This window comes from Streptococcus sp. SC1 (assembly GCF_030272855.1).
Taxonomy (GTDB): domain Bacteria; phylum Bacillota; class Bacilli; order Lactobacillales; family Streptococcaceae; genus Streptococcus.
This window is the reverse complement of record NZ_JAQCMU010000004.1, coordinates 58014-83558: the sequence shown is the minus strand read 5'-3', so window position 1 is coordinate 83558 and position 25545 is coordinate 58014. Positions and strand designations below refer to the sequence as shown.

Here is a 25545-nt window from a genome sequence, read left to right as displayed (position 1 = left end):
AAAAGTCCTAGCCTCTCAATTGTCTTTAGATTGTCGAGCAAGACGCAGTGGTTGAGTGGGCTCTATTACGCTGATTTCATCAGCTTTTACAGCCCTACTCAACTGTGCGGAGGTGGGACGACGAAATCGAATTCTAACGAATTACCGATTTCTGTCCCACTCTCTTTTGAGTTAGAGGATTATAGCTTGATTTCAGTGTTTTGGAGAACCTTCTGAGCATCGGCAACGATTGTATCGAGGATTTCTTTACATGGACGAATTTCCTTGACTAAGCCAGCGATTTGGCCACTCATCATAGAGCCATGTACGGTATCTCCTTCGTAAACAGCTTTAGAAAGAGAACCGATGGTGATTTCTTCGAGTTCGTCACGATTGGTGCCTTTGTTTTCTAGTTCGATATAGTGGTCAGTCATTTCATTGCGGATACAACGAACTGGTGCACCAGCAATACGACCAGTCACGGCAGTAGCAGTGTCATTGGCTGCGACAATGGCATCCTTGTAACCTGCTGAAATTGGGCATTCTTCTGAAGCTAGGAAGATCGTTCCCATCTGAACCCCTTGTGCACCAAGGACAAAAGCGGCAGCGAGACCACGACCATCGGCAACCCCACCTGCAGCGATGACTGGAATATCAACGGAGTCAACAATCTGAGGAATGAGAGCCATGGTATTTGTTTCACCGATGTGGCCACCAGCTTCAGAACCTTCAGCAATCACGGCATCAACTCCGAGCTCTTGCATTTTTTGTGCGTGTTTGACACTGGCAATAACAGGGATTACCTTGATACCTGCCTCTTTCAGATAAGGCATGATGAATTTTGGTGTACCAGCCCCAGTCGTTACGACAGGAACTTTTTCTTCAATGATGACTGTCACAATATCCTTGATATTTTTCATCATAAGCATAACATTGACGGCAAATGGCTTGTCAGTCAATTTACGCAGTTCACGGATTTCTTCGCGCAACTGCTCACCCGTCATTCCACCCGAAGCAATGATTCCCAGTCCGCCAGCTTCTGAAACAGCTGCCGCCAGTTGGTAGTGGGAAATCTGAGCCATAGCACCTTGGAAAATAGGGTACTTGATGTTCAACAATTTTGTAATAGACATAGGACATCTCCTTTATTCTGTATTTAAAATCATTATATCACTATAATAAAGCGTTTTCAATGAAGCTGTAATCTGGCAAAAGGCAGGAGTTTGTGAAAGAAATCTCAGAAATTCTTGATAGGACTGGCTTTTCTTTGTGAAACTCCGTTTGTCAGTGCCCTTATAACAATAACTTATAGTCTATTAGAATTTGTTATATTCTCTAAGATCGAATTTGAGCAAGCGTGGAAAGGATTTTTATTGGACGCATCTTTTGTGATATAATAATATAAAATACACGGAGGTAGGGCATATGGATAATGTGATTGATTTATCTATTCCAGTGGCAGAAGTGATTGAGAAGCAGCCCGAAGTTTTAGATGTCTTGGTCGAGTTGGGCTTTAAGCCTCTGGCCAATCCTGTCATGCGAAATACTGTCGGGCGCATGGTTTCTATCAAAAAAGGAGCCAGCATGAATGGCATTGACCTGGATAAAATCAAGCAAACGCTGGAATTAAACGGCTATGAAGTGGTGGGGATTTAGAAATGGCTACTGAACGCATTGAAGTCCTCAAGTCAATCTTGCTGGACCTACATAATGGAGCTTCGGCGGAGTCCGTTCAGGAGCTCTTCAATGAGCATTTTGCTGGTGTGTCCGCTATCGAGATCAGCCTGATGGAGCATGAGCTGATGAACTCAGATACAGGTGTGACCTTTGAAGATGTCATGTCCCTCTGCAATGTCCATGCCAACCTCTTTAAAGGTGCCATTCAGAATGTGGAGGTGGTTGATACCGACCATCCAGGCCATCCGGTTCAGATCTTCAAGCAGGAAAATTTAGCCTTGCGGGCTGCCCTCATGCGGGTTCGCAGGCTCCTATCTACCTATGAAAGCACAGAAGATGAGGAGCTTCTTCCTGAAATCCGCAAGGGTCTCCAACGCCAGCTGGGTTTGGTGGGACAGTTTGATATCCACTATCAGCGCAAGGAAGAGCTCATGTTTCCCATCATGGAGAGCTACGGCCACGATTCGCCGCCCAAGGTCATGTGGGGGGTAGATGACCAGATTCGTGACCTTTTCCAAGAGGCTAAGATTGCTGCAGAGCAGCTGCCTGATACTTCGATTCAAGAAGTCAAGGACAAGTTTGAGACTTTTGCTGCTGAGTTTGAAGCTATGATTTTCAAGGAAGAGTCTATCCTTCTTATGATTCTCCTCGAATCCTTTACTCAGGATGACTGGCTCAAGATTGCTGAGGAGAGCGATGCTTATGGCTATGCCATTATCAAGCCAACGGAAAAATGGATTCCTGCGCGGCACTCATTTTTGGAGGAGGAAGCTGGGGATGCTGATGATGAAGGAAGCGAAGCGCCAGCCAGTACGGAGCAGACTAGTGATGGCAGATTTGAGCAGGTCATTGATACGCCAGATGGTCAGGTCACCATTTCCTTTAAGCCTAAGGAAAAGAAGGAGCAAGCCTTCAATCGGGACTCCCAGCAGCCTTTTGGTCATGGCTATCTGTCGGTGGCGGAGGCCAATCTGATTTTGGATCATCTGCCCATGGAGATTACCTTTGTCAATAAGGACGATATTTTCCAGTATTATAATGACAGCGTGCCGGCGGACGAGATGATTTTCAAGCGGACGCCTTCCCAGATAGGGCGCAATGTCGAGCTCTGCCACCCACCCAAGCTTTTGGATAAGGTGCGGCGGATTTTCAAGGCTCTGCGTGAGGGAGAGCGGGACAAGTTTGAGATGTGGTTCAAGTCGGAGTCTCGGGGCAAGTTTGTCCATGTGACCTATGCGGCAGTGCGAGATGAGGCTGGTGAATTTCAGGGGGTGCTGGAGTATGTACAGGACATTCAGCCCTTCCGTGACATTGACAGTGATTTTTACCGAGATTTGGACTAGGTATTTGCAGTTAGAAAGTGAGAAAAATGAGTTACGAACAGGAATTTTTACAGGAGTTTGAAGCTTGGGTCAAGACCCAGGTCATGATTAACGAGATGGCCCTCAAGGAGAGTCAAGCGGTCTATGAGGCGGACCAGGATGAGCGGGCCAAGGAAGCGGCGATTCGCTATGAAAGTCGTCTCGATGCTTACCAGTTCCTTTTAGGGAAATTCGCCAACTATCAGGCGGGCCAAGGATTTCACGATCTGCCAGACGGACTTTTGGGTGAGAGAAATTATTGATTTTTCACTGGAAAGGTGATAGAATAAGTTCATCAGAGGTGTTTTGAGTCAAGCATTTTACAGAAAGTGGCGGCGCTGAGAAGTCCACAAATGTGTCAAAGCTGGTTGCTGATGAGATGAAAAATTGAAATAAACAAAGCAGCGGGCGCTTGCCCGAAATTGGGTGGTACCGCGGATAAACACATTCGTCCCTTTCTAGTCTGACTAGGAAGGGATTATTTTTATGTTGCGGAAAGGAGGGGTGAATGAAACTTCTTGAATCTTATAATGGCAAAGAGTTGCCAAGATTGGAAACTGAGCGGTTGATATTGCGTCAGCGAACGGCAGATGATGTGGAGGATATGTTTGCTTATGCTGGTCTGCCTGAAGTCTGTTATCCAGCTGGCTTTCCTCCTGTAGAAAGCTTGGAAGCAGAGCGTGATTATTTTGAAAATCGCTATTTTGAAAATCTAGAAAAGAAGGAACTTCCGTCTGGCTATGGCATTACAGTTAAGGGGGATGACCGAGTCATTGGCTCTTGTGACTTCAATCATCGCCATGAAGATGATGTCTTTGAAATTGGCTACCTCCTGCATCCAGATTATTGGGGGAAGGGTTATGTGCCAGAAGCCGTCAGTGCTTTGATAGAAGTTGCTTTTACCATTCTTAAACTCCACAAGGTTGAAATTCGATGCTTTGATTACAATAAACAAAGTCAGCGGGTCGCTGAGAAACTTGGCTTTACCCTTGAAGCTCGCATCCGAGACCGCAAAGATGCTCAGGGTAATCGCTGTGCAGAATTGGCTTATGGCTTGCTGAGGAGTGAGTGGGAGGAAAAAGTTGTTAGTTGAACCGTTCGAAAATTTCGAACAGTTGAGATATAATACTAGTATTTGAGAGTAGGTGGTAAATATTGGAAGTGGGTCAGATTATTACCCTACTTAGTGGAGCAGGAATAGGAGCTGTATTAAGTGCAGTTTTGTTATTTATAAATAACACTAAAAAGAATAAATTAGATTTTATAACGAAAGAACGTTCAGAGTGGAGAAAGGAGATAAAGTCAATTATAGTTGATTTATTGAGTGGGAAGAATCGCTTCTTTGCAATAAATAGACTCGAAACACAATTAAATCCATATGGTAGATATATATCTAAAGAAGATACATATGAATTTTATATGAATGATGGTCATATTTGGAGATTAGTTGATAATTTCGATTATTCAACTAAAAGTGTAAATGTATTAACAAAATACTTAGAACTACTTTTAAAATATGACTGGGAAAGATCAAAACGCGAGATAAAACTCGATATATTTAATAGTTTTATATACTTTATTCTTATTATTACTTCTCTATCTAATTCTTTATTAATTCTGTTCAAAATAACTGACTTAACTCAAGGGATAGTACTTGCACTATCATCATTTTTTATGATAGCAAGTGTATTCTATTTTAGAAGCTTTACTAAAAATTTTAAAAAAATGCCAATCTTTGAAGGGATCTATATTGGTTTCTTATGTCTTTCTATGTATTATGGTATAGATGGTATGCTATATTGGCTAATTTTGCCTGAAACAAAAGATTTAAGAAGTTTATTTGCCACATTGTTAATTCTAGCATTAATATTAAGTACAGAACTGAAGATTATTATAGATACTAATATTGAGGAGAAGAAGTATATTCTTTGCCTAAAAGAGATTTTAATTAAGGAGCACACACATGTCTAAAGAACTTTCACCTAAATACAATCCAGCCGAGGTTGAGGCTGGTCGTTACCAAAAATGGCTTGATGCGGATGTTTTCAAGCCTTCAGGCGATCAAAAGGCTAAGCCTTATTCAATCGTCATTCCACCGCCAAACGTAACTGGTAAACTTCACCTTGGTCACGCTTGGGATACGACTCTTCAGGATATCATCATCCGTCAAAAACGCATGCAAGGCTTTGATACGCTTTGGCTTCCAGGGATGGACCATGCTGGGATTGCTACTCAAGCTAAAGTTGAGGAGCGCTTGCGTGGTGAAGGCATTTCCCGCTATGACCTCGGTCGTGAAAAATTCCTCGAGAAAGTCTGGGAATGGAAAGACGAATATGCTACTACCATCAAGGAACAATGGGGCAAAATGGGCCTCTCTGTAGATTACTCTCGTGAGCGTTTCACCCTTGACGAAGGCTTGTCAAAAGCTGTTCGCAAGGTCTTTGTCGACCTTTACAAGAAAGGCTGGATCTACCGTGGTGAGTTTATCATTAACTGGGACCCAGCAGCTCGCACAGCCCTTTCTGATATCGAGGTGATTCACAAGGATGTTGAAGGTGCCTTCTACCACATGAACTACATGCTAGAAGATGGCTCACGCGCCCTTGAAGTGGCGACCACTCGTCCTGAGACCATGTTTGGGGACGTTGCGGTTGCGGTCAATCCAGAAGACCCACGCTACAAGGACTTGATTGGTAAAAATGTTATCCTTCCAATCGCTAATAAATTGATTCCAATCGTTGGGGATGAGCACGCTGATCCTGAGTTTGGTACAGGTGTCGTGAAAATCACACCTGCCCATGATCCAAACGACTTCTTGGTTGGTCAACGACACAACTTGCCACAAGTCAATGTTATGAACGACGACGGAACTATGAACGACTTGGCCTTCGAATTTGCGGGCATGGACCGTTTTGAAGCACGTAAGGCAGTCGTTGCTAAGTTGGAAGAAATCGGTGCTCTTGTTAAAATCGAAAAACGTGTCCACAGTGTTGGTCACTCAGAGCGTACAGGTGTAGTGGTTGAGCCACGCTTGTCTACTCAGTGGTTCGTTAAGATGGACCAATTGGCCAAGAATGCCATTGCCAACCAAGATACAGACGACAAGGTAGAATTCTACCCACCTCGTTTCAACGATACCTTCCTCCAATGGATGGAAAATGTCCATGACTGGGTAATCTCTCGTCAGCTCTGGTGGGGTCACCAAATCCCTGCTTGGTACAATGCTGAGGGTGAAATGTACGTCGGTGAGGAAGCTCCGGATGGTGACGGATGGACTCAAGACGAAGACGTCTTGGATACTTGGTTCAGTTCGGCTCTTTGGCCATTCTCTACCATGGGCTGGCCGGATGTCGACTCAGAAGACTTTAAACGTTATTATCCAACATCAACTTTGGTGACTGGTTATGATATTATTCCGTTCTGGGTGTCTCGGATGATTTTCCAAGGTTTGGAATTTACTGGCAAGTCGCCATTCAAAAATGCCTTGATTCATGGTCTCATTCGTGATGAGCAAGGACGCAAGATGTCGAAATCTCTCGGTAACGGGATTGATCCAATGGATGTTATTGATAAGTACGGAACAGATAGCCTTCGTTGGTTCCTTTCAAACGGTTCTGCACCTGGTCAAGACGTGCGCTTCTCTTACGAGAAAATGGATGCTTCGTGGAACTTCATTAACAAGATTTGGAACATCTCTCGCTATATCCTCATGAACAATGAAGGATTGACCCTTGAGCAAGCAACTGCCAATGTGGAAAAAGTTGTTAACAAGGAAGCTGGAAATGTCACAGACCGCTGGATTCTTCACAATCTCAATGAAACGATCGGAAAAGTCACTGAAAACTTTGATAAATTTGAGTTTGGTGTTGCTGGACACATCCTCTACAACTTCATCTGGGATGAGTTTGCGGACTGGTACGTTGAGTTGACCAAGGAAGTCCTTTATAGCGATAATGAAGAAGAGAAAGTCATCACACGTTCTGTTCTCCTTTATACTTTGGACAAGATCCTTCGTCTCCTTCACCCAATCATGCCATTCGTGACAGAGGAAATCTTTGGACAAATCTCAGAAGGTTCTATCGTTACAGCAGAATACCCAACTGTCAATCCAGCCTTTGAAGACCTTGCGGCTCACACTGGTGTGGAAAGTCTCAAAGACTTGATCCGTGCGGTTCGTAATGCGCGTGCTGAAGTAAACGTTGCACCAAGCAAACCTATCACCATCCTTGTTAAGACAAGCGATAGCGACTTGGAAGCCTTCTTTAACAGCAATGTCAACTATATCAAACGCTTCACAAATCCAGAACATTTGGAAATCGCATCAACCATCCCTGCACCTGAACTGGCTATGTCAAGCGTCATCACAGGAGCAGAAATCTACTTGCCACTTGCAGACCTCCTCAATGTCGAAGAAGAACTGACTCGTCTCGACAAGGAACTGGCTAAATGGCAAAAAGAACTGGATATGGTCGGTAAGAAGCTCTCTAACGAACGCTTCGTAGCCAATGCCAAACCAGAAGTCGTCCAAAAAGAACGCGACAAACAAGCCGACTACCAAGCCAAGTACGACGCGACAGTAGCGCGTATTGATGAGATGAAGAAGCTGGTGAAATAAACACAGAAACACGGCGGAACGCCGTGTTTCTGTGTTATAATTGATATCATTTGGAAAGCATAGGAGGAATCAGTATGATCAATACTATTTTACAGCAATTAGAAAGTAAAAAAAGTGAAATAAAAAAAGAAATATTAAATCATGATTTGTTTAAAATGAATAGAGATGATGCAGTAAAATTTTTAATTTCTAGACTTGAGACCTCCATTTTTATTTCAAGAGGGAAATTATTTTCACTTTTCAAAACGGAAGATATATATCTAGACAGTGAAAAAATTGTTAGAATAATTCAAAAATCGATACCTTTTATATTTCATAATCTCGATGAGACGTCACAAGTAGATAGTAAGAAAATAGAAGTTATTGACCTAATTTTATTGCTCCAAAGGATATCAGATTATTTGGAATTTGAGGATTTTATTCAACTTTATAAAATTAAAGTTGTGAATGTCGTCTTTCAAAACCAGGCTATTCGTTTTGAATATAAGAAAGATGAGTATAAAATAAATGATATATATAATGGTTATTGGCATATGTTAGAACAACAACGCGCAATAGCGGGAGCCACAAAGTTGCAAGATATAACAGACAAGATATTTGATTTGACAGTTGATTTTAACATAAATAATTTCACCTTAAAAGATTATAAAAAATTTTGTAAAGGAATAGATCATATTATAGAATTTGAGTATTTAAAACCAATTATGGTCACAAATGAAATTGGGTACATTGAGTTAGAAAAAAGTGAATGGGTTGCAAAGTTGTGTCGAGTAATTCCAGAATTATGCTACGAAAAAATTAACCATATTATAGATTTTTTAATATATGATTTTAAATCAATAGATAGTGATCCTATACTATCTTACTTTATTCCAGTAAAAGGGAAATTAATTCTATCAGTAAGTTTATTTAATACTCAAAGATTAGATAAGAATATTTTGAAATTATTAAGTATTAAAAATCACTCATTCTATCAAAATGAACAAAAGAAACTAGAGTTACATCAAATTAATGAACTTAAGTCTATGAAATCAGATATGTATGATTTTGACATTGATAAAAATGGTAGCCCAGGAGAAGATCTAATTGTATATGATAAAAAAGCAAATATAGTTCATACTATTGAATTAAAATTTAAACTTCCTGTTGATTCTGTAAACGATATAAGAAATTTAAAAAAATTATTGTCTAAAGGTGCTGCACAAAATAAAGATGCTATGAAAAATTTAACTGTAGAGAATGTCTTTGACAAATATTTTGATCATAAATATAGCGGAATCAGACCAAATAAAATATTATTTTTTACTTTAACCAATTATTCAGTGGATTATTTTTCAGATAGTTTCATTTTATTGACACAGCATTATAAACAACTATTAAAGAAGGATTCTTGCTCTTATAAGTTAGAAGATATTTTAAATGATAAATATAGAGGTCTGAATTTAGTTCCTAAAGTAAAGTTTAAAAAAATAAATTTATTTGGAAATATAATTAAAATTCCAATTTATTATTCAGAGGTTTCTCGCCAAAATTTATGAAGTTGACATTAGTTGTATTTATCCCTTATATATCCAAATATTATTTGTTAAATTCATTTTTATAGTATCAATGATATACCTCATTTTCAAAGGTATTAGAACAAGTAACGAATTTAATTTCCTATTTCTAAACTATGATTTATATTGTACTGGAAAAATCAACTTTTTAGAAAGCATCTTACTACACAATAAATTCTGTAAGTTCGAACCGAGCTGAGAAGTACAACATTGCAGCCTTCTTCTCAGTTATTGGGGGGATTGAGTTGGGGGTTGAACCGACCAACGAGTTCAGAGCACGAATATAAGGTAATAACTCCTAACTTATTCAATATAAATTTTGCTCATTTTATGATTTACAGGCTCTCGGGTTTCTGCGATGGATAAAACCATTATAGAAATTCTGGAGCCTATTTTTTCTCCTCCCCAACCTACACTTGTGGTATAATATTGTCAGTAAAATAGAAAGTAGGAGCGTGTATGAAAACTCCATTTATCAGTCGTGAGCGCTTGGCGGAGCTGACCGCGCAGTTTCCAACGCCTTTCCATCTTTACGATGAGAAGGGGATTCGAGCGAGAGCGCGGGCTTTGTATGAGGCTTTTGCTTGGAATTCTGGTTTTAAGGAATATTTTGCCGTCAAGGCGACACCAAACCCTGCTATTTTAAAAATCCTCAAGGAAGAGGGCTGCGGGGTGGACTGTGCTAGCTATGTGGAGCTGCTCATGAGCCAAAAGCTGGGCTTTGCTGGGGATGAAATCATGTTTTCGTCCAATAATACGCCAGTCGAGGAGTTTCGTCTGGCGCGGGAGCTGGGAGCGACCATCAATCTAGATGCTTACGAAGATGTGGCTTTCTTGAAGGAAGTAGCTGGGATTCCCAAGGTGATCTCTTGCCGCTATAATCCCGGTGGTGTCTTTGAGCTGGGCACTAGCATTATGGATCATCCAGAAGAATCTAAGTTTGGTATGACCAAAGACCAGCTGATTCAGGCTTTCAAAGAGCTCAAGGAGCTGGGGGCAGAGAAATTCGGTATCCATGCTCTTTTGGCCTCCAATACTGTCAGCAATGACTACTATCCAGCGCTGGCTCGTCAGCTTTTCGAGTTAGCCGTTGAGGTTCTAGAAGAAACAGGGATTAAGCTAGACTTTATCAATCTGTCTGGCGGTGTCGGAGTCAACTACCAGCCTGATGGCGAGGAAAATGACATTGCGGTCATCGGTCAAGGAGTTCGTCAGGCTTATGAGGACATCTTGACACCAGCTGGTCTGGGGCAGGTCAAGATTTTCACCGAGTTGGGGCGCTTTATGCTGGCGCCTTTCGGTCTCTTAGTGACCAAGGTGACGCACAAAAAGCACACCTATCGAACCTATCTGGGAGTGGATGCTTCTGCGGTTAATCTCCTGCGCCCTGCTATGTACGGAGCTTATCACCATATTACCAATATGGATCGGCCAGAAGGATCGACGGAGATTGTCGATGTGGTCGGCAGCCTCTGTGAAAACAACGACAAATTTGCCATCCAGCGGGAGCTGCCTGTCAGTCAGATTGGCGATACGCTGGTCATTCACGATACTGGTGCCCACGGCTTCTCCATGGGCTACCAATACAATGCAAAATTGCGCTCTAGTGAGATTCTCCTGGAGGAAAATGGTCAGGCTCGTATGATTCGTCGGGCAGAAAGGCCAGAAGATTATTTCGCGACTCTCTATGGCTTTGATTTTGAAAAATAGAGATAATTTGGTATAATTAAGAGTAATGTAAAAAATGAAACAGGAGTTCGGATTATTATGAATACATTGTTAGCAATTTTATTGATTATGCTGGCTTTCTTTGGTGGGATTTTGCTTGGTATGTACTTGCTTCGCCGTCAGGTCGAAAAGGAATTTGCGGAAAATCCACGTCTTAATGTAGAAGCAGTGCGGATGTTGCTCAGTGCCAATGGTCAAAAACCAAGTGAAGCACGCGTTCAACAAGTTTACCGTCAAATCATCAACCAACAAAAAGCAGCGGTTGCTAAAAATAAAAACAAAAAATAAGCTTCTCTCAGCCGCCCTTTGGTGGCTGACGGAGATTTCTATATAAAAAATGGGGATTTGGGCTAGGCTTCCAATCCCTTGTTTTAGAAAGAAGACTATATGGATAACCGACCGATTGGATTTTTAGACTCTGGGGTGGGCGGTCTGACTGTTGTCCGTGAATTGATGCGGCAGCTCCCCCACGAGGAAGTGGTTTATATAGGTGATTCGGCTCGGGCTCCATATGGTCCTAGGCCGGCGGAGCAGATTCGAGACTATACTTGGCAGTTGGTCAATTTTCTCTTGACCAAGGATGTCAAGATGATTGTGATTGCCTGCAATACTGCCACAGCTGTTGTCTGGGAGGAAGTCAAGGCTAAGTTGGACATTCCTGTCCTCGGTGTGATTTTGCCTGGAGCCAGCGCTGCCATCAAATCTACGACTGGTGGCAAGATTGGGGTCATAGGGACTCCTATGACGGTTCAGTCCGATATTTATCGGAAAAAGATTGAGGCTCTATCTCCCGAGATGGAGGTGCAGAGTTTAGCTTGTCCTAAGTTTGTCCCGCTGGTGGAGTCAAATGAGCTCCAGTCTAGCCTGACTAAAAAGGTAGTCTATGAGACTCTTCATCCTCTGGCGGGCAAGGTGGATACCCTTGTCTTGGGCTGTACTCATTATCCTTTGTTGCGGCCGATTATTCAAAATATGATGGGGCCGAGCGTCAAGCTGATTGATAGCGGAGCTGAATGTGTACGGGATATTTCTGTTCTGCTCAATTATTTTGAAATCAATCGTAGCCGCGAAAAGCACGAACTGAACCATCGTTTTTATACTACAGCCAATGCTAATAGATTTGCGGAAATCGCAGAAAACTGGCTGAATCTGAAAGTCAATGTGGAGCATGTGACCTTATGACAAAAAACATTTATGAATACAAAGATGCCTCTGACTGGTATGTAGCTGAATGGGGACAAAGTGCCTCTTACAGTGAATTTGAGCGAGTGCCTGCAGAAGCTTCTGATATTTTAGACCGCTTAGAGAGTATTTTGGTGGAAGAAGAACTAGACCTGCCCTTAAATATCACGGTCATTCGCTATGGCTCAGCCTTTCGCTTTTTGACCTTCTTGTTGGATATTTTAAACCAAGAAACGGACCGAAAGTTGGAATTGTTGCAGCGACAGGGAGCCCTTCTTTTGGTTGAAGGGGGCAAATTGCTCTATGTCTACCTGCCCCAAAATGGTGTGGATTTACAAGCCTTTCTAGGAGCAAAAGATGTCAAAGATACCCTCTTGATTGCTACTCGAAACGAGGGCAAGACAGCAGAGTTTCGCAAGCTTTTCGGGAAGTTGGGCTATGAGGTGGAAAATCTGAATGACTATCCTGATTTGCCAGAAGTAGCCGAAACAGGCATGACCTTCGAAGAAAATGCCCGCCTCAAGGCTGAAACGATCAGCCAGTTGACTGGCAAAATGGTTTTGGCAGATGATTCCGGCCTGCAAGTGGATGTCTTGGGCGGCTTACCAGGTGTCTGGTCAGCTCGCTTTGCTGGCGTTGGTGCGACAGATGACGAAAACAATATCAAGCTCCTACATGAGCTGGCCATGGTTTTTGATATTAAAGACCGCTCTGCTCATTTCCACACGACTCTGGTGGTCGCAAGTCCAGATAAGGAATCCTTGGTGGTCGAAGCGGATTGGCCAGGCTACATTGCCCATGAACCAAAAGGTGAAAATGGCTTTGGTTATGATCCTTTGTTCTTAGTCGGAGAGACAGGAAAAACGTCAGCTGAGCTGACAATCGAAGAGAAAAATGCCCAGTCCCATCGTGCGCAAGCAGTGCAAAAATTAATGGAGGTATTTCCAGCATGGCAAAGCAAACAATCATCGTAATGAGCGATTCCCATGGGGACCGTGCCATTGTCGAAGAAATGAAAGATCATTATCTGGGAAAAGTCGATGCTATTTTCCATGATGGAGACTCAGAATTACCTTTTGAGGATGAAGTCTGGGAAGGAATCCATGTCGTAGCGGGGAATATGGACTTTTATCCTGGCTATCCAGAGCGGCTGGTGACAGATTTGGATGGGACCATTATTGCCCAGACCCACGGGCACCTTTTCAATATCAACTTTAGCTTCCAAAAGCTGGATCTCTGGGCTCAGGAAGTGGGGGCAGATATCTGTCTCTATGGCCATTTGCATGTTCCAGATGCTTGGATGCAAGGGAAGACTCTCTTCCTCAATCCGGGATCCATTAGCCAACCTCGTGGCTCAATCAACGAACGTCTCTATGCTAAGGTAGAGATTGACGATGACCGCTTTAGAATTGATTTCTATACGCGAAATCATGAGCTCTATCCAAGCTTGTCCAAGGAGTTTGCCCGATGATTGCTAAGGAATTTGAAGATTATCTGTTGCAACATGAAGACACTTTTTTGACACCTGGGGAGAATTTGGCGGTCATGATTGACACGCACAATGTGGATCATGCCATTCTCTTGCTTAGCCAGATGACCTATTCGCGCATTCCAGTGGTGACTGCGGAGAAAAAGTTCGTTGGCACCATTTCTCTGACGGATATCATGGCCTATCGGATGCAGCATGAGCTGGCAGAGGAAGAGTTTATGTCTATGGATATTGTCCACATGACACGAAAGGATGGTCTGACTGTCGAGCCAGATTACAAGATTGAGGACGTTTTACACAAGTTGGTGGATGAGTCGTTCCTGCCTGTTGTGGATAAAGAACAACATTTTTATGGCATCATTACTAGAAAGTCGATTTTAAAAGCTGTTAACTCGTTGATGCATACCTTCACGAGTCAGTATGAGATTTCCAAAAAATGAAAGAACATATCACTCCTTTTTTAGAACAAAAAAATATCTCAGAAAATTCAAAATTAGCCTATTCCTACGATTTGGAGCAATTTGTCAATGAAATCCACAGCAAGGTGACAGAAACCAATTTGCGGATTTATCAAGCCTCTATCAAGGATTTCAAGGCAGCTGTCCAGAAGCGGAAGCTCTCAGCGGTCAATCAATTTCTCTATTATCTTTATGAGAACAAGATGATTGGTGAATTTCACCGCTTGACCCTGCCAAAAGTCGCTATCTCCAAGGAACTGGGAAGTGAGCTGATGGACTTGTCAGCCTTTTGGGAAGCTTCTACGGTACCACAAGGCCGGCTGATAGCGCTCTTGATTTTGGAAATGGGTCTCTTGCCAAGTGAAATCCTGCAGGTCAAGGTTGAAGATGTCAATCTTGATTTTCAGGTTTTACGGATTGAGAAGGCTGGGCAGAAGCGGATTATTAAGATCCCCGAAAGTCTGACGAGCGAGTTGGGCGATTATTTGACAGGGACTTATTTATTTGAAAAGAATGGCAAGTCCTATTCACGCCAATGGGGCTTTCGCCAGCTGGAGGCTTTCTTGATAGAGCAGGGGCAGGCCAGCTTATCAGCCCAAAGCCTGCGGGAGCAATTTATCCTGCGCCAGCGGGAAAAGGGTGTCGGTATCTACGACATCGCTCGTGATCTGGGCTTGAAGACAGTGATTACATTAGAAAAGTACAGATAAGAATGGATATCAAGTTAAAAGATTTTGAGGGGCCGCTGGATCTGTTGCTCCACCTCGTATCCAAGTATCAGATGGATATTTACGATGTGCCCATTACCGAGGTCATCGAGCAATATCTGGCTTATGTATCTACTCTGCAGGCCATGAAGCTAGAAGTAACGGGAGAATACATGGTCATGGCCAGCCAGCTCATGCTGATCAAGAGTCGTAAGCTCCTCCCCAAGGTGGTGGATCAGGTGGACCTGGAGGACGATCTGGAGCAGGATTTGCTGAGTCAGATTGAGGAATATCGGAAGTTTAAGCTGCTGGGGCAGAAAATGTCCCTCCAGCATGAGGACCGGGCTCTTTACTACTCCAAGCCCAAGCTGGAACTGGTCTATGAAGACGCTGAACTCTTGCACGACAAGACGGCCGTTGATCTCTTTTTAGCTTTTTCCAAGGTGATGACCAAGAAGCAGGAGGAGTTTTCTAAGAGTCATACGACCATTGTGCGAGATGAGTATAAGATCGAGGACATGATGGAAGTGGTGCGCCAGCGCTGTCAGGCTCACAAACGCCTTGCCCTGCAGGATATTTTCGCAGAAACCAAAGACATGAATGAAGTGATTACGCTCTTTTTGGCAACTTTGGAGTTGGTCAAGGTGCAGGAAGTGCAGGTCATTCAGGAGGAAAACTTTGGAAATATTTATTTAGTAGGAAGAAAGAATGAGTAAATTAGCAGAGATTGAAGCCCTGCTTTTTGTGGCGGGGGAAGACGGTCTGAAAGTTCATCAGCTATCAGAAATCCTTTCCTTGCCGCCGACTGGTGTCATCCAGAGTTTGGAAAAATTGGCGGAGAACTATCAGGGAAATCCAGACTCCAGCTTGACCTTGCTGGAAACGTCAAAGACCTATAAGTTGGTCACCAAGCCTGAATTTGCTGAGATTTTACGAGAGTATTCGCGGGCACCGATTAACCAGAGCTTATCCCGAGCAGCACTGGAAACCTTATCGATCATTGCTTACAAGCAGCCCATTACAAGGGTTGAAATCGATGATATTCGTGGGGTCAATTCCAGCGGGGCGATTTCGAAGTTGTTAGCTTTTGAATTGATTCGGGAAGATGGCAAGAAGGAAGTCATTGGCCGTCCCAATCTTTATGTGACGACGGACTATTTCTTAGACTATATGGGTATCAACCATTTGGACGAATTGCCGATTGTGGACGAAGCGGAGCTCATTGCTGAGGAAAGTCAGCTTTTCGGAGAATGATGAGTTCATCCTATAAGGGACGTTTTCTGAACGGTTCCAAGCTTTGAGGGAGGCACTGCTTTCCCTATTTGCCATTTTTCCAGCTGTTAAAGTTGTGAAAATGGTCTTTGTATCTTGTGAAAGGATAATATCGATGAGAATCAATAAATACATTGCCCATGCGGGAATTGCCAGTCGGAGAAAGGCTGAGGAGTTGATCAAGCAGGGGCTGGTGACCGTGAATGGTCAGGTAGTGCGTGAGCTAGCAACTACCATCAAGTCGGGCGACCGAGTGGAAGTAGAAGGCCAGCCTATCTACAATGAAGAAAAGGTCTACTACCTGCTTAATAAACCGCGCGGGGTGATTTCCAGTGTGACCGATGACAAGGGGCGTAAGACAGTCGTTGATTTGTTGCCGCAGGTCAAGGAGAGGATTTATCCCGTTGGCCGACTAGACTGGGACACTTCTGGTGCCTTGATTTTGACCAATGATGGTGATTTCACGGATGAAATGATTCACCCGCGGAATGAAATTGACAAGGTCTATGTGGCGCGTGTCAAGGGTGTGGCCAATAAGGAAGTTCTGCGTCCGCTGACTCGTGGTCTGGTCATTGAAGGCAAGAAAACCAAGCCAGCTGTCTATGAGATTCTCAAGGTCGATCCCGTGAAAAATCGCTCAGTGGTTCAGTTGACCATCCACGAAGGACGTAATCATCAGGTCAAGAAGATGTTTGAAGCAGTGGGGTTGCCTGTGGACAAGCTTTCACGGACTCAGTTTGGATATCTGGACTTGACTGGGCTCAAGCCGGGTGAAGCACGTCGATTGAGTAAAAAGGAAGTCAGCCAGTTGCATAACTTGGCTGTGACCAAAACTAAGAAAAAATGATTAAGAAACTATTGATAGCGCCGGTTCGATTTTACCAGCGCTTTATTTCCCCTGCCTTTCCACCTTCCTGCCGTTTTCGGCCAACCTGTTCCAATTACATGATTGAAGCCATCGAAAAACACGGGGCCAAGGGGGTGCTGATGGGCTTGGCCAGAATTGGTCGCTGCCATCCCTGGTCCGAGGAAGGGGACGATCCAGTCCCAGACCATTTTAGTCTTCGGCGAAATAACTCCAAAACAGACTTAGAACGGAAATAGCCTTGTTTCCGTTTTTTGCTAGAGAATAAAGTCCAGCCTTAGCAATTACTATCAGCTTTTTAATATTTTTGTTATAATGTTTTTTATGAGAGTTGTTTCAGGAAAGTACGGGGGCAGACCCCTCAAGACATTAGATGGCAAGACAACGCGACCTACGACAGATAAGGTCAAGGGCGCGATTTTTAATATGATTGGGCCTTATTTTGATGGCGGTCGGGTGCTGGATCTGTATGCAGGCAGCGGCAGTCTGGGGATTGAGGCGGTGTCTCGTGGCATGGAGTCGGCTGTTTTGGTTGAAAAAGATCGGCGGGCGCAAGCTATCGTGGCGGAAAATATTGCTATGACTAAGGAAGCAGCGCGCTTTGAGCTACTCAAGATGGAGTCGAGTCGAGCGCTAGAGCAGTTGACTGGTCAGTTTGATCTGGTTTTGCTGGATCCGCCCTATGCTAAGGAGCAGATTATTGCGGATATTGAAAAAATGGCGGAGCGCAAGCTCTTGAGCGAGGATATTATGGTTGTTTGCGAGACGGATAAGTCGGTTGATTTGCCAGAAGAAATCGCAGACTTGGGTATCTGGAAGCAAAAAATATATGGAATTTCAAAGGTGACGGTCTATGTCAGATAAAATCGGACTCTTTACAGGGTCATTTGATCCCATTACCAACGGACATGTGGATTTGATTGAGCGTGCCAGTCGGATGTTTGATCGCCTGTATGTGGGCATCTTCTACAATCCTCACAAAGAAGGATTTTTTAACATCCATGCGAAAAAAAGAATGGTTCTAGCGGCTTTGGCGCATTTGGAAAATGTAGAAGTCATCACTTCCCATGATGAATTGGCGGTCGATGTGGCAAAAAGACTGGGTGTGACTGCCCTTGTCCGCGGCTTACGCAACGGTCAGGACTTGGACTATGAAGCTAGCCTGCATTTTTTCAATAAGGACTTAGCACCTGACTTGGAGACCGTTTTTTTGCTGAGTCAGCCGGCCTATCGATACATCAGTTCTTCAGCGATGCGGGAATTGATTGCTTTTCAGCAGGATCTTTCTGCCTATGTACCAGCGAGTGTGATTGAGGAGTTAGAGAAAAAAGATGAATAATGACATGGCAAATCCGAAAGTGATGACGAAGGAAAATAAACGTGGTTTAAAAGTAGTTGGTTGTGCTGGAGTGACCTCTATTATTGTGGTCGTGCTCTTCCTTTTCTCTATTCTTGTTCCCCTGCCTTACTACATTGAGGTACCTGGAGGGGCAGAAGACATTCGGAAGGTTCTGACTGTGGATGGAAAAGAAGATCAGGCGCCAGGTTCCTACAATTTTGTGACGGTTGGGATTCAGCATGCGACCTTTGCCCATCTGGTCTACGCTTGGTTGACGCCTTTTACGGATATTTATTCGGCTCAGGATATGACGGGTGGTTCAAGCGATGCTGAGTATATGCGCATTAACCAATTTTATATGGAAACGTCGCAGAATATGGCCAAATACCAAGGTCTCAAGGCTGCAGGAAAAGACATCAAGATGAACTATCTGGGTGTCTATGTTCTGAAAGTAGCTCAGAATTCGACCTTTAAAGGTATTCTAAATATTGCGGATACGGTGACGGGAGTCAATGACAAGACCTTTGAAAGCTCGGAAGATTTGGTCAAATATGTGAATTCTCAAGCCTTGGGCGATAGTGTCAAGGTGACCTACGAGGAAGATGGAGAAACCAAGACAGCGACGGGGAAAATCATCAAGCTGGAAAATGGCAAAAACGGAATTGGTATTAGTTTGATTGACCGTACGGAGGTCAACAGCAGTGTTCCGATTGAATTTTCGACTGAAGGTATCGGTGGTCCCAGTGCTGGCCTCATGTTTAGCCTAGCCATCTATACTCAATTGGCCAATCCTGACTTGCGAGACGGCCGCGTGATTGCGGGAACGGGCAGCATTGACAGAGAAGGCAAGGTTGGAGATATTGGTGGGATTGACAAAAAAGTTGTCTCTGCTGCCAAGATTGGAGCGACAATCTTCTTTGTTCCGGATAATCCTATCAGCGAGGAAGAAAAAAAGGCTAATCCCAAAGCCAAGACCAACTATGAAACGGCGCTTGAAGCAGCCAAGGAAATCAAAACGGATATGAAAATTGTGCCAGTTAAGACTCTTCAGGACGCGATTGATTATTTAGAAAAAACCAAAAAATCTTAGTTTCGGCTAAGATTTTTGTCTTTTAGAGACGACAGAAGAATATTTTTTATTAAATCGTCTGACTTTTTACAGAAAGATCTTTTTCTTCTGAAAAAATATAAATTCCCTTTGTTTTGTGATAAAATAATATGAAGTAAGATAGATGAATGACAAAGGATAAGTATGCGTAAAGAGATTTCACCTGAGTTGTATAATTACAATAAATTCCCCGGCCCAGAATTTAAGCAAATGGGCAGCAAGATAATTGCAGAAAAATTTGAGTTTGAATTGGTGGAGAATTATAAAGAGGCCTTTGACTTGACGGCCTTTCACCAACGCTTTTCAGAAATTCTGAATAAATTTGACTATATTGTTGGTGACTGGGGCAATGAACAGTTGCGGTTGCGCGGTTTTTATCGGGATGAGAAAGCCAAGGAAAATGCAGAGAAAATCAGCCGTTTACAAGACTATCTGCTAGAGTATTGTAATTATGGCTGTGCCTATTTTGTTTTGGAAAATGCTCAGCCAAGACGGGCTGCCTTTGACAAAAAATCCCATCATAAGAGAAAATCGGACAGCAAAAAACATCCAGAAATTTCTAGGGAACGTAACTCTAAAAAAACGAAGGACGATCAGCAAAAGCATCGTCCAAAGGCAAACAAGAACAAACAACAGAAACAAGGCAAACAGGCAAAGCAAGCGGCATCTAGCCAATCGCAGCGCCATTTTGTCATTCGTCAGAAATAAAGGAGAAACATGAAACCATCGATTTATAGCTTAACGCGAGAAGAATTGATTGAATGGGCAGAAGCTCAGGGAGAAAAGAAATTCCGTGCCACCCAGATTTGGGAGTGGCTCTATCGCAAGCGTGTCCAGTCATTTGAGGAAATGACCAATCTGTCCAAGGATTTGATTGCTAAGCTCAATGATCAGTTTGTTGTCAATCCGCTTAAACAACGTATTGTTCAGGAGTCGGCTGACGGTACGGTCAAGTACCTCTTTGAGCTGCCGGATGGCATGCTGATTGAGACGGTACTCATGCGCCAGCACTATGGACTTTCTGTCTGTGTGACCACCCAAGTTGGCTGCAATATCGGCTGCACTTTCTGTGCCTCTGGCTTGATTAAAAAACAACGCGACCTCAATAACGGTGAGATTGTTGCGCAGATTATGTTGGTGCAGAAGTATTTTGACGAGCGTGGTCAGGATGAGCGGGTCAGCCATATCGTAGTTATGGGAATCGGCGAGCCATTTGATAACTATGACAATGTGCTCAAGTTTGTCCGGACGGTCAATGATGACAAAGGTTTGGCTATCGGTGCCCGCCACATCACGGTTTCAACCTCAGGTTTGGCTCATAAGATTCGTGACTTTGCCAATGAAGGTGTGCAGGTCAATCTTGCTGTTTCACTGCACGCACCTAACAATGAACTACGTTCTAGTATCATGAAAATCAACCGTGCCTTTCCGATTGAGAAACTCTTTGCGGCCATTGAATACTATATCGAGACGACGAACCGTCGGGTGACCTTTGAGTACATCATGCTTAATGAAGTCAATGATGGGGTAGAGCAGGCCAAGGAACTGGCTGAGCTGCTCAAGAACATTAAGAAGCTGTCTTATGTCAATCTCATTCCTTACAACCCCGTTAGCGAGCACGACCAATACAGTCGCAGTCCCAAAGAGCGCGTGATGGCCTTCTACGATACCCTCAAGAAAAACGGAGTCAACTGCGTGGTTCGTCAGGAACATGGAACGGATATTGATGCAGCCTGCGGTCAGCTGCGTTCTAATACTATGAAGCGTGATCGTGAGAAAGCATTGGTAGAAAATGTTCAGCCTTAAGAATTATCTGACTTCAGACGGTGAGCTGACAGCTAAGGGGCAGAAATTGCTGGTAGGAGGATGTGGACTCTATTTCTTAATGCTCTGTATTCTGTGCTTTATTCCTCAGGTTCCAGAGCCGGGAATGGAGACGCCAGGTATCCAGTACTTTGGCCGAGTAGTGGTTCTCTTGGTTCCTTTTAATTCCTTTGTCAATATTGGCGAGATTACTTCTTGGATCCAGCTGGTCAAGGTTTTTGTTCAAAATTTGGCCAATATCTTTCTGCTATCGCCCTTAATTTTTCAATTGCTTTGGCTCTTTCCAACATTGCGGAAGACCAAGAAGGTTGTCTGGCTGAGCTTTGGGATGAGTTTGTCTATTGAAGTGACTCAGATTCTGCTGGACCTTCTCATCAACGCCAATCGAGTCTTTGAGATTGATGATCTCTGGACCAATACTTTGGGTGGTTATCTGGCTTGGCGGGCTTTTCAGCTCGGTCAGAAAATCTGGAAAAATCGTCAAGGCGGCGCTTTCAAGGCTGATGAGTGAAGAAAAAGTTCGGATTTAGAATAAAAAATTAAATTTTTTCTTGACAAGAAAAAAGGAAAGGCCTATAATGAAATAAATCATCAGAAAAGTAATAATTTTTTCTACTTTCAGGGAGCCTGTGGTTGGTGGAAACAGGCAGTGGAAGATTATGAAGTGGGCTGATGCAAAAAAATGAATTTGAAACAATAAAAATTCGGTGAGCACACCTTACAGTGCGACTTGTTGTTAGACAAGACAGAGATATGGAGGTAGTCTATACTGACTCCATAATTGAGGTGGCACCGCGATTTTACGCCCTCACACAGAGTTTTTTCTGTGTGTGGGCTTTTGTTTTGCTTGAAAATAAAGAAATGAGGCAATCAAGATGACAGAAACTAAAGGATATTTTGGACAATTCGGCGGCTCCTTTGTACCAGAGCCTATCCAAGCCTTGCTGGATGAATTGGAAGCTACTTTTGAGAAGTATAAGGATGACCCAGAATTTTTAAATGAATACCGACATTATTTGGCAGATTATTCAGGTCGGGAGACTCCGCTTTACTTTGCAGAAAGTCTGACTCAGCATCTGGGTGGAGCGAAGATTTATCTGAAGCGGGAAGACCTCAATCATCTGGGCTCCCATAAGCTCAATAATGTTTTGGGACAGATTCTTCTAGCTAAGCGGATGGGCAAGACTCGAGTCATCGCTGAAACTGGAGCTGGTCAGCATGGTGTGGCAACTGCGGCAGCCGCGGCTAAGTTTGGTATGAAGTGCGATGTTTACATGGGTGCAGAGGATGTAGGACGCCAGCGCCTCAATGTCTTCCGCATGGAAATGATGGGAGCGACTGTTCACGCTGTGGAAACAGGAACCAAGACCCTCAAGGATGCGGTTGATGCAGCTTTTGGAGCTTGGATGAGCGATTTGGAAGCCTTCTATGTTTTGGGTTCGGCTGTCGGTCCTCACCCTTATCCGACCATTGTCCATGAGTTCCAAAAGGTGATTAGTGAAGAATCTCGCCGTCAGATTTTGGACAAGGAAGGCCGCTTGCCAGACTATGTCATTGCCTGTGTAGGCGGTGGATCCAATGCTATCGGTGCCTTCTCCCAGTATGTGGCGGATGAAGAAGTCAAGCTGGTTGGTGTTGAAGCAGCCGGGCGTGGTCTTGATACAGACCAGCATGCGGCGACCATGACCAAGGGAAGTGTCGGAGTAGTGGACGGTATGAAGACCTACGCTGTCTTTGCAGAAGATGGTCAGGTGGCACCGGTTTACTCCATTTCAGCAGGCTTGGACTATCCTGGAGTTGGTCCTGAACATGCTTTCTTTAAAGATTCTGGTCGAGTAGAATACGTAGCAGCGACAGATGATGAAGCTGTGGATGCCTTGCTTCTCTTGACACAAAAGGAAGGCATTTTACCGGCAATCGAAAGTTCTCATGCCATTGCTGAAGCCATCAAGCGGGCTTCGCAATTGTCATCTGACCAAATCATCATTATCAATGTATCTGGTCGTGGAGACAAGGATGTGGCAGCCATTGCCGACTATCTAGAAAAACGAAAATAAAATACCCAGCAGAAGAGTAGTAACATTCCTCCTTTCAGAGAGTCTGTGGTGCTGTAAACAGGCAGGAGAAGTTATGAAATGGGCTACTGGAGTCAACATTTTGTCTTTTAGTTGAACTTTTATTACTTTGTTAGCCTACTTTGCTGTAAATCAGTATGCTACCTTCTACTAAAAGGGATCTAAATGACTGTAAATAGGTAAATGAGATGTGGAGCCTGAAAACTCCATAACTGAGGTGGCACCGCGATGATACGCCCTCACAGGATGAACTGTGTGGGCGTTTTTCTGTAGTTCTGGAGCAAGTTATGACAGTGGACAGGTGCTATCTGTTCTTGTGAAATACGATCATAGCTAGCAGATTGCTCCTCTTTAAACGCTTCTGATTTAAATAGAAAGAAACATTATGCAAAAGATTTTACCAGCTGATATTTTATCGCCGATTCTGGCTTATATGCGGATTCAGGGCGACCACAAGGTGATTTTGGAAAGTATTCCAAGAGATAGCGAGACAGCTCGCTTTTCTATCCTAGCTTATAACCCAGTCTTTGAAGTTCGCTATGAAAATGGCCAGTTAACAAAGAATGGGCAAGCAATCGAGGCAGATCCATTGGACTATCTGCACGAGTTAGCAGTAAAAAAAGATCATCATTCAGACCTGCCTTTTGGAGGCGGAGCCATCGGTTTTGTAGGTTACGATATGATTTCCCTCTATGAGGAGATTGGCCAGATACCAGCTGATGTGATTGGGACGCCGGATATGCATTTTTTCGTCTATGAGAGTTACATGGTTTTTGACCATAAAAAAGACAAGGTCTATATCGTTGAGGAGGCCCTCTACGGTAATAGAAGCGAAGCTGATTTAACTGCTAGTCTGGAGAGGATTATGGCTGAGCTGGCGCAGCCTGCGGTAGATGAATTTTCACCACTGGAACTGTCCAGTTTGAACTTCCAGAGCCACATCGAGCAGGCAGCTTTTGAAAAAATGGTGGAAGAAGCGCGTAGCTTGATTCGGCAGGGAGACATGTTCCAATGTGTGCTCAGTCAGCGTTTTTCAGCAGAGTATTCTGGTAGGCCACTGGATTACTATCGCAATCTGCGCGTGACCAATCCTTCCAACTATCTCTACTTTTATGACTTCGGGGATTATCAGATTATCGGAGCCAGCCCAGAAAGTCTGGTGTCTGTCAAGCAAGGGCAGGTCACGACCAATCCTATTGCTGGTACTAGACTGCGTGGGAAGGATGAAAGAGAAGATAAAGCCTTGGCAGAGGAGTTGCTGGCTGACGAGAAGGAAGTGGCTGAGCACCGTATGTTAGTTGATTTGGGGCGTAATGATATCGGTAAAATTGCCCAGAATAACAGCGTGGAAGTTACTAAGTACATGGAAGTAGAGTATTTCCGCTATGTCATGCATCTGACCAGCGTGGTTCGTGGTCAGCTTTTGCCTCAACTGACGGCTATGGATGCGCTCAAGTCCACCTTGCCGGCCGGCACCGTCTCGGGTGCGCCTAAGATTCGAGCCATGAAGCGAATTTATGAGTTGGAGCAGGAAAAACGTGGCGTTTATGCGGGGGCTATTGGCTATCTGTCTGCGACAGGGGATATGGATTTTGCCATTGCTATTCGGACCATGGTTTTGAAAAATGGCAGAGCTTATGTTCAAGCTGGAGCGGGTATTGTTTATGACTCGATCCCTGCTAATGAATACCAAGAAACCATCAACAAGGCCAAGTCAATGACCAAGATAGGAGAAATGCAATGATTTTACTAATTGATAATTATGATTCTTTTACTTACAATCTAGCCCAGTATATCGGCAATTTCGCAGAAGTTAAAGTCTTGCGAAATGATGATGCAGGCCTTTATCAAGCGGCAGAAGAAGCAGATGCTTTGGTTCTTTCTCCGGGTCCAGGCTGGCCAGCAGATGCAGGACGGATGGAAGAACTTATCCGCGATTTTGATGTTAAGAAGCCGATTTTGGGAATTTGCTTGGGGCACCAAGCCATTGCAGAAGTATTTGGCGGAAAGCTAGGTTTGGCTCCCAAAGTCATGCACGGCAAGCAAAGCATTCTGTGCTTTGAGGGAAAATCTCCTATCTATGAGGGAATAGAAGATGGGCAGCCAGTTATGCGTTATCATTCGATCTTGATTGAGGAGATGCCAGAGGACTTTGAAGTGACAGCTCGGGCAGTTGATGACAACTCGATCATGGCCATCCAGCATAAACACCTGCCCATTTATGGTTTTCAGTATCATCCAGAAAGTATTGGCACGCCGGACGGCTTGTCGTCCATCAAAAATTTCATCGACTTAGTAAAATAGGGGAAG

At 43.8% G+C, this 25545-nt stretch carries 28 protein-coding genes and 1 other annotated feature; of the genes, 27 read left to right on the top strand and 1 reads right to left on the bottom strand.

Annotation, left to right across the window (positions count from 1 at the left end):
• Positions 1-179 precede the first annotated feature (179 nt).
• A complete protein-coding gene (locus PAN94_RS06975) occupies positions 180-1112 on the bottom strand; it encodes a nitronate monooxygenase (protein WP_149556112.1) in 933 nt (310 codons plus the stop codon).
• Between the two features lie 292 nt (positions 1113-1404).
• Between PAN94_RS06975 and PAN94_RS06970 the strand changes: the two genes are divergently transcribed.
• The 27 genes from PAN94_RS06970 to PAN94_RS06840 all read left to right on the top strand — a co-directional run bounded on the left by PAN94_RS06970 (position 1405) and on the right by PAN94_RS06840 (position 25539).
• Positions 1405-1635: a DUF1858 domain-containing protein gene (locus PAN94_RS06970; protein WP_045498993.1), complete on the top strand. Its 231-nt coding sequence runs from the start codon at positions 1405-1407 to the stop codon at positions 1633-1635.
• Positions 1636-1637: 2 nt separating this feature from the next.
• Positions 1638-2999, top strand: coding sequence for a DUF438 domain-containing protein (locus PAN94_RS06965; protein WP_285875262.1), 1362 nt, complete (start codon positions 1638-1640; stop codon positions 2997-2999).
• A gap of 26 nt (positions 3000-3025) precedes the next feature.
• Complete coding sequence (locus PAN94_RS06960; protein WP_285875261.1) at positions 3026-3280, top strand: DUF1912 family protein; 255 nt, start codon at positions 3026-3028, stop codon at positions 3278-3280.
• A 245-nt stretch (positions 3281-3525) separates the two neighbouring features.
• Positions 3526-4110, top strand: a complete 585-nt coding sequence (locus PAN94_RS06955; RefSeq protein ID WP_285875260.1) for a GNAT family N-acetyltransferase — start codon at positions 3526-3528, stop codon at positions 4108-4110.
• 62 nt (positions 4111-4172) lie between these two features.
• Positions 4173-4988, top strand: a complete 816-nt coding sequence (locus PAN94_RS06950) for a hypothetical protein (protein WP_125389556.1) — start codon at positions 4173-4175, stop codon at positions 4986-4988.
• Positions 4981-7632, top strand: coding sequence for a valine--tRNA ligase (locus PAN94_RS06945; protein WP_285875259.1), 2652 nt, complete (start codon positions 4981-4983; stop codon positions 7630-7632). Before PAN94_RS06950 ends, PAN94_RS06945 begins: the two co-directional genes overlap by 8 nt.
• 74 nt (positions 7633-7706) lie before the next feature.
• On the top strand, positions 7707-9170 hold the full coding sequence (locus PAN94_RS06940; RefSeq protein WP_285875258.1) for a hypothetical protein: 1464 nt from the start codon (positions 7707-7709) through the stop codon (positions 9168-9170).
• A 477-nt stretch (positions 9171-9647) separates the two neighbouring features.
• The gene (locus PAN94_RS06935; RefSeq protein WP_285875257.1) at positions 9648-10898 is read left to right on the top strand and encodes a diaminopimelate decarboxylase; all 1251 of its coding nucleotides are present in this window, start codon (positions 9648-9650) and stop codon (positions 10896-10898) included.
• Positions 10899-10955: 57 nt separating this feature from the next.
• A complete protein-coding gene (locus PAN94_RS06930; RefSeq protein ID WP_015605536.1) occupies positions 10956-11204 on the top strand; it encodes a YneF family protein in 249 nt (82 codons plus the stop codon).
• A 99-nt stretch (positions 11205-11303) separates the two neighbouring features.
• Positions 11304-12098 carry a glutamate racemase gene (gene racE, locus PAN94_RS06925; protein WP_285875256.1) on the top strand — a complete coding sequence of 265 codons (795 nt, stop codon included), beginning with the start codon at positions 11304-11306 and terminating at the stop codon, positions 12096-12098.
• Positions 12095-13072 carry a nucleoside-triphosphate diphosphatase gene (locus tag PAN94_RS06920; protein ID WP_285875255.1) on the top strand — a complete coding sequence of 326 codons (978 nt, stop codon included), beginning with the start codon at positions 12095-12097 and terminating at the stop codon, positions 13070-13072. Before racE ends, PAN94_RS06920 begins: the two co-directional genes overlap by 4 nt.
• Positions 13048-13569 (top strand): metallophosphoesterase, encoded by a 522-nt coding sequence (locus PAN94_RS06915; protein ID WP_285875254.1) that lies wholly within the window; start codon positions 13048-13050, stop codon positions 13567-13569. Before PAN94_RS06920 ends, PAN94_RS06915 begins: the two co-directional genes overlap by 25 nt.
• Complete coding sequence (gene cbpB, locus PAN94_RS06910; RefSeq protein WP_285875253.1) at positions 13566-14027, top strand: cyclic-di-AMP-binding protein CbpB; 462 nt, start codon at positions 13566-13568, stop codon at positions 14025-14027. Before PAN94_RS06915 ends, cbpB begins: the two co-directional genes overlap by 4 nt.
• On the top strand, positions 14024-14755 hold the full coding sequence (gene xerD / locus PAN94_RS06905) for a site-specific tyrosine recombinase XerD (RefSeq protein WP_125380454.1): 732 nt from the start codon (positions 14024-14026) through the stop codon (positions 14753-14755). Before cbpB ends, xerD begins: the two co-directional genes overlap by 4 nt.
• Positions 14756-14757: 2 nt before the next feature.
• Positions 14758-15468 carry a segregation/condensation protein A gene (locus tag PAN94_RS06900; RefSeq protein WP_285875252.1) on the top strand — a complete coding sequence of 237 codons (711 nt, stop codon included), beginning with the start codon at positions 14758-14760 and terminating at the stop codon, positions 15466-15468.
• Positions 15461-16006 carry an SMC-Scp complex subunit ScpB gene (scpB, locus tag PAN94_RS06895; RefSeq protein ID WP_285875251.1) on the top strand — a complete coding sequence of 182 codons (546 nt, stop codon included), beginning with the start codon at positions 15461-15463 and terminating at the stop codon, positions 16004-16006. The genes PAN94_RS06900 and scpB overlap by 8 nt, the downstream gene beginning before the upstream one ends.
• Before the next feature lie 133 nt (positions 16007-16139).
• Positions 16140-16871, top strand: coding sequence for a pseudouridine synthase (locus PAN94_RS06890; RefSeq protein WP_285875250.1), 732 nt, complete (start codon positions 16140-16142; stop codon positions 16869-16871).
• A complete protein-coding gene (gene yidD / locus PAN94_RS06885) occupies positions 16868-17128 on the top strand; it encodes a membrane protein insertion efficiency factor YidD (RefSeq protein ID WP_285875249.1) in 261 nt (86 codons plus the stop codon). Before PAN94_RS06890 ends, yidD begins: the two co-directional genes overlap by 4 nt.
• Before the next feature lie 85 nt (positions 17129-17213).
• Positions 17214-17753: a 16S rRNA (guanine(966)-N(2))-methyltransferase RsmD gene (gene rsmD, locus PAN94_RS06880; RefSeq protein ID WP_247950703.1), complete on the top strand. Its 540-nt coding sequence runs from the start codon at positions 17214-17216 to the stop codon at positions 17751-17753.
• Positions 17743-18228, top strand: a complete 486-nt coding sequence (coaD, locus tag PAN94_RS06875; protein WP_285875247.1) for a pantetheine-phosphate adenylyltransferase — start codon at positions 17743-17745, stop codon at positions 18226-18228. Before rsmD ends, coaD begins: the two co-directional genes overlap by 11 nt.
• Positions 18221-19318 (top strand): SepM family pheromone-processing serine protease, encoded by a 1098-nt coding sequence (locus PAN94_RS06870; protein WP_502963014.1) that lies wholly within the window; start codon positions 18221-18223, stop codon positions 19316-19318. Before coaD ends, PAN94_RS06870 begins: the two co-directional genes overlap by 8 nt.
• Positions 19319-19480: 162 nt before the next feature.
• On the top strand, positions 19481-20044 hold the full coding sequence (locus PAN94_RS06865) for a YutD family protein (RefSeq protein WP_285875246.1): 564 nt from the start codon (positions 19481-19483) through the stop codon (positions 20042-20044).
• Positions 20045-20053: 9 nt separating this feature from the next.
• Positions 20054-21142: a dual-specificity RNA methyltransferase RlmN gene (gene rlmN / locus PAN94_RS06860; protein WP_285875245.1), complete on the top strand. Its 1089-nt coding sequence runs from the start codon at positions 20054-20056 to the stop codon at positions 21140-21142.
• A complete protein-coding gene (locus PAN94_RS06855; protein WP_285875244.1) occupies positions 21129-21671 on the top strand; it encodes a VanZ family protein in 543 nt (180 codons plus the stop codon). The genes rlmN and PAN94_RS06855 overlap by 14 nt, the downstream gene beginning before the upstream one ends.
• 72 nt (positions 21672-21743) lie before the next feature.
• Positions 21744-21973, top strand: a binding site (T-box leader).
• 62 nt (positions 21974-22035) lie between these two features.
• Complete coding sequence (gene trpB, locus PAN94_RS06850; RefSeq protein ID WP_285875243.1) at positions 22036-23217, top strand: tryptophan synthase subunit beta; 1182 nt, start codon at positions 22036-22038, stop codon at positions 23215-23217.
• Between the two features lie 403 nt (positions 23218-23620).
• Complete coding sequence (gene trpE, locus PAN94_RS06845; protein WP_285875241.1) at positions 23621-24979, top strand: anthranilate synthase component I; 1359 nt, start codon at positions 23621-23623, stop codon at positions 24977-24979.
• A complete protein-coding gene (locus tag PAN94_RS06840) occupies positions 24976-25539 on the top strand; it encodes an aminodeoxychorismate/anthranilate synthase component II (RefSeq protein ID WP_285875240.1) in 564 nt (187 codons plus the stop codon). Before trpE ends, PAN94_RS06840 begins: the two co-directional genes overlap by 4 nt.
• Positions 25540-25545 lie beyond the last annotated feature (6 nt).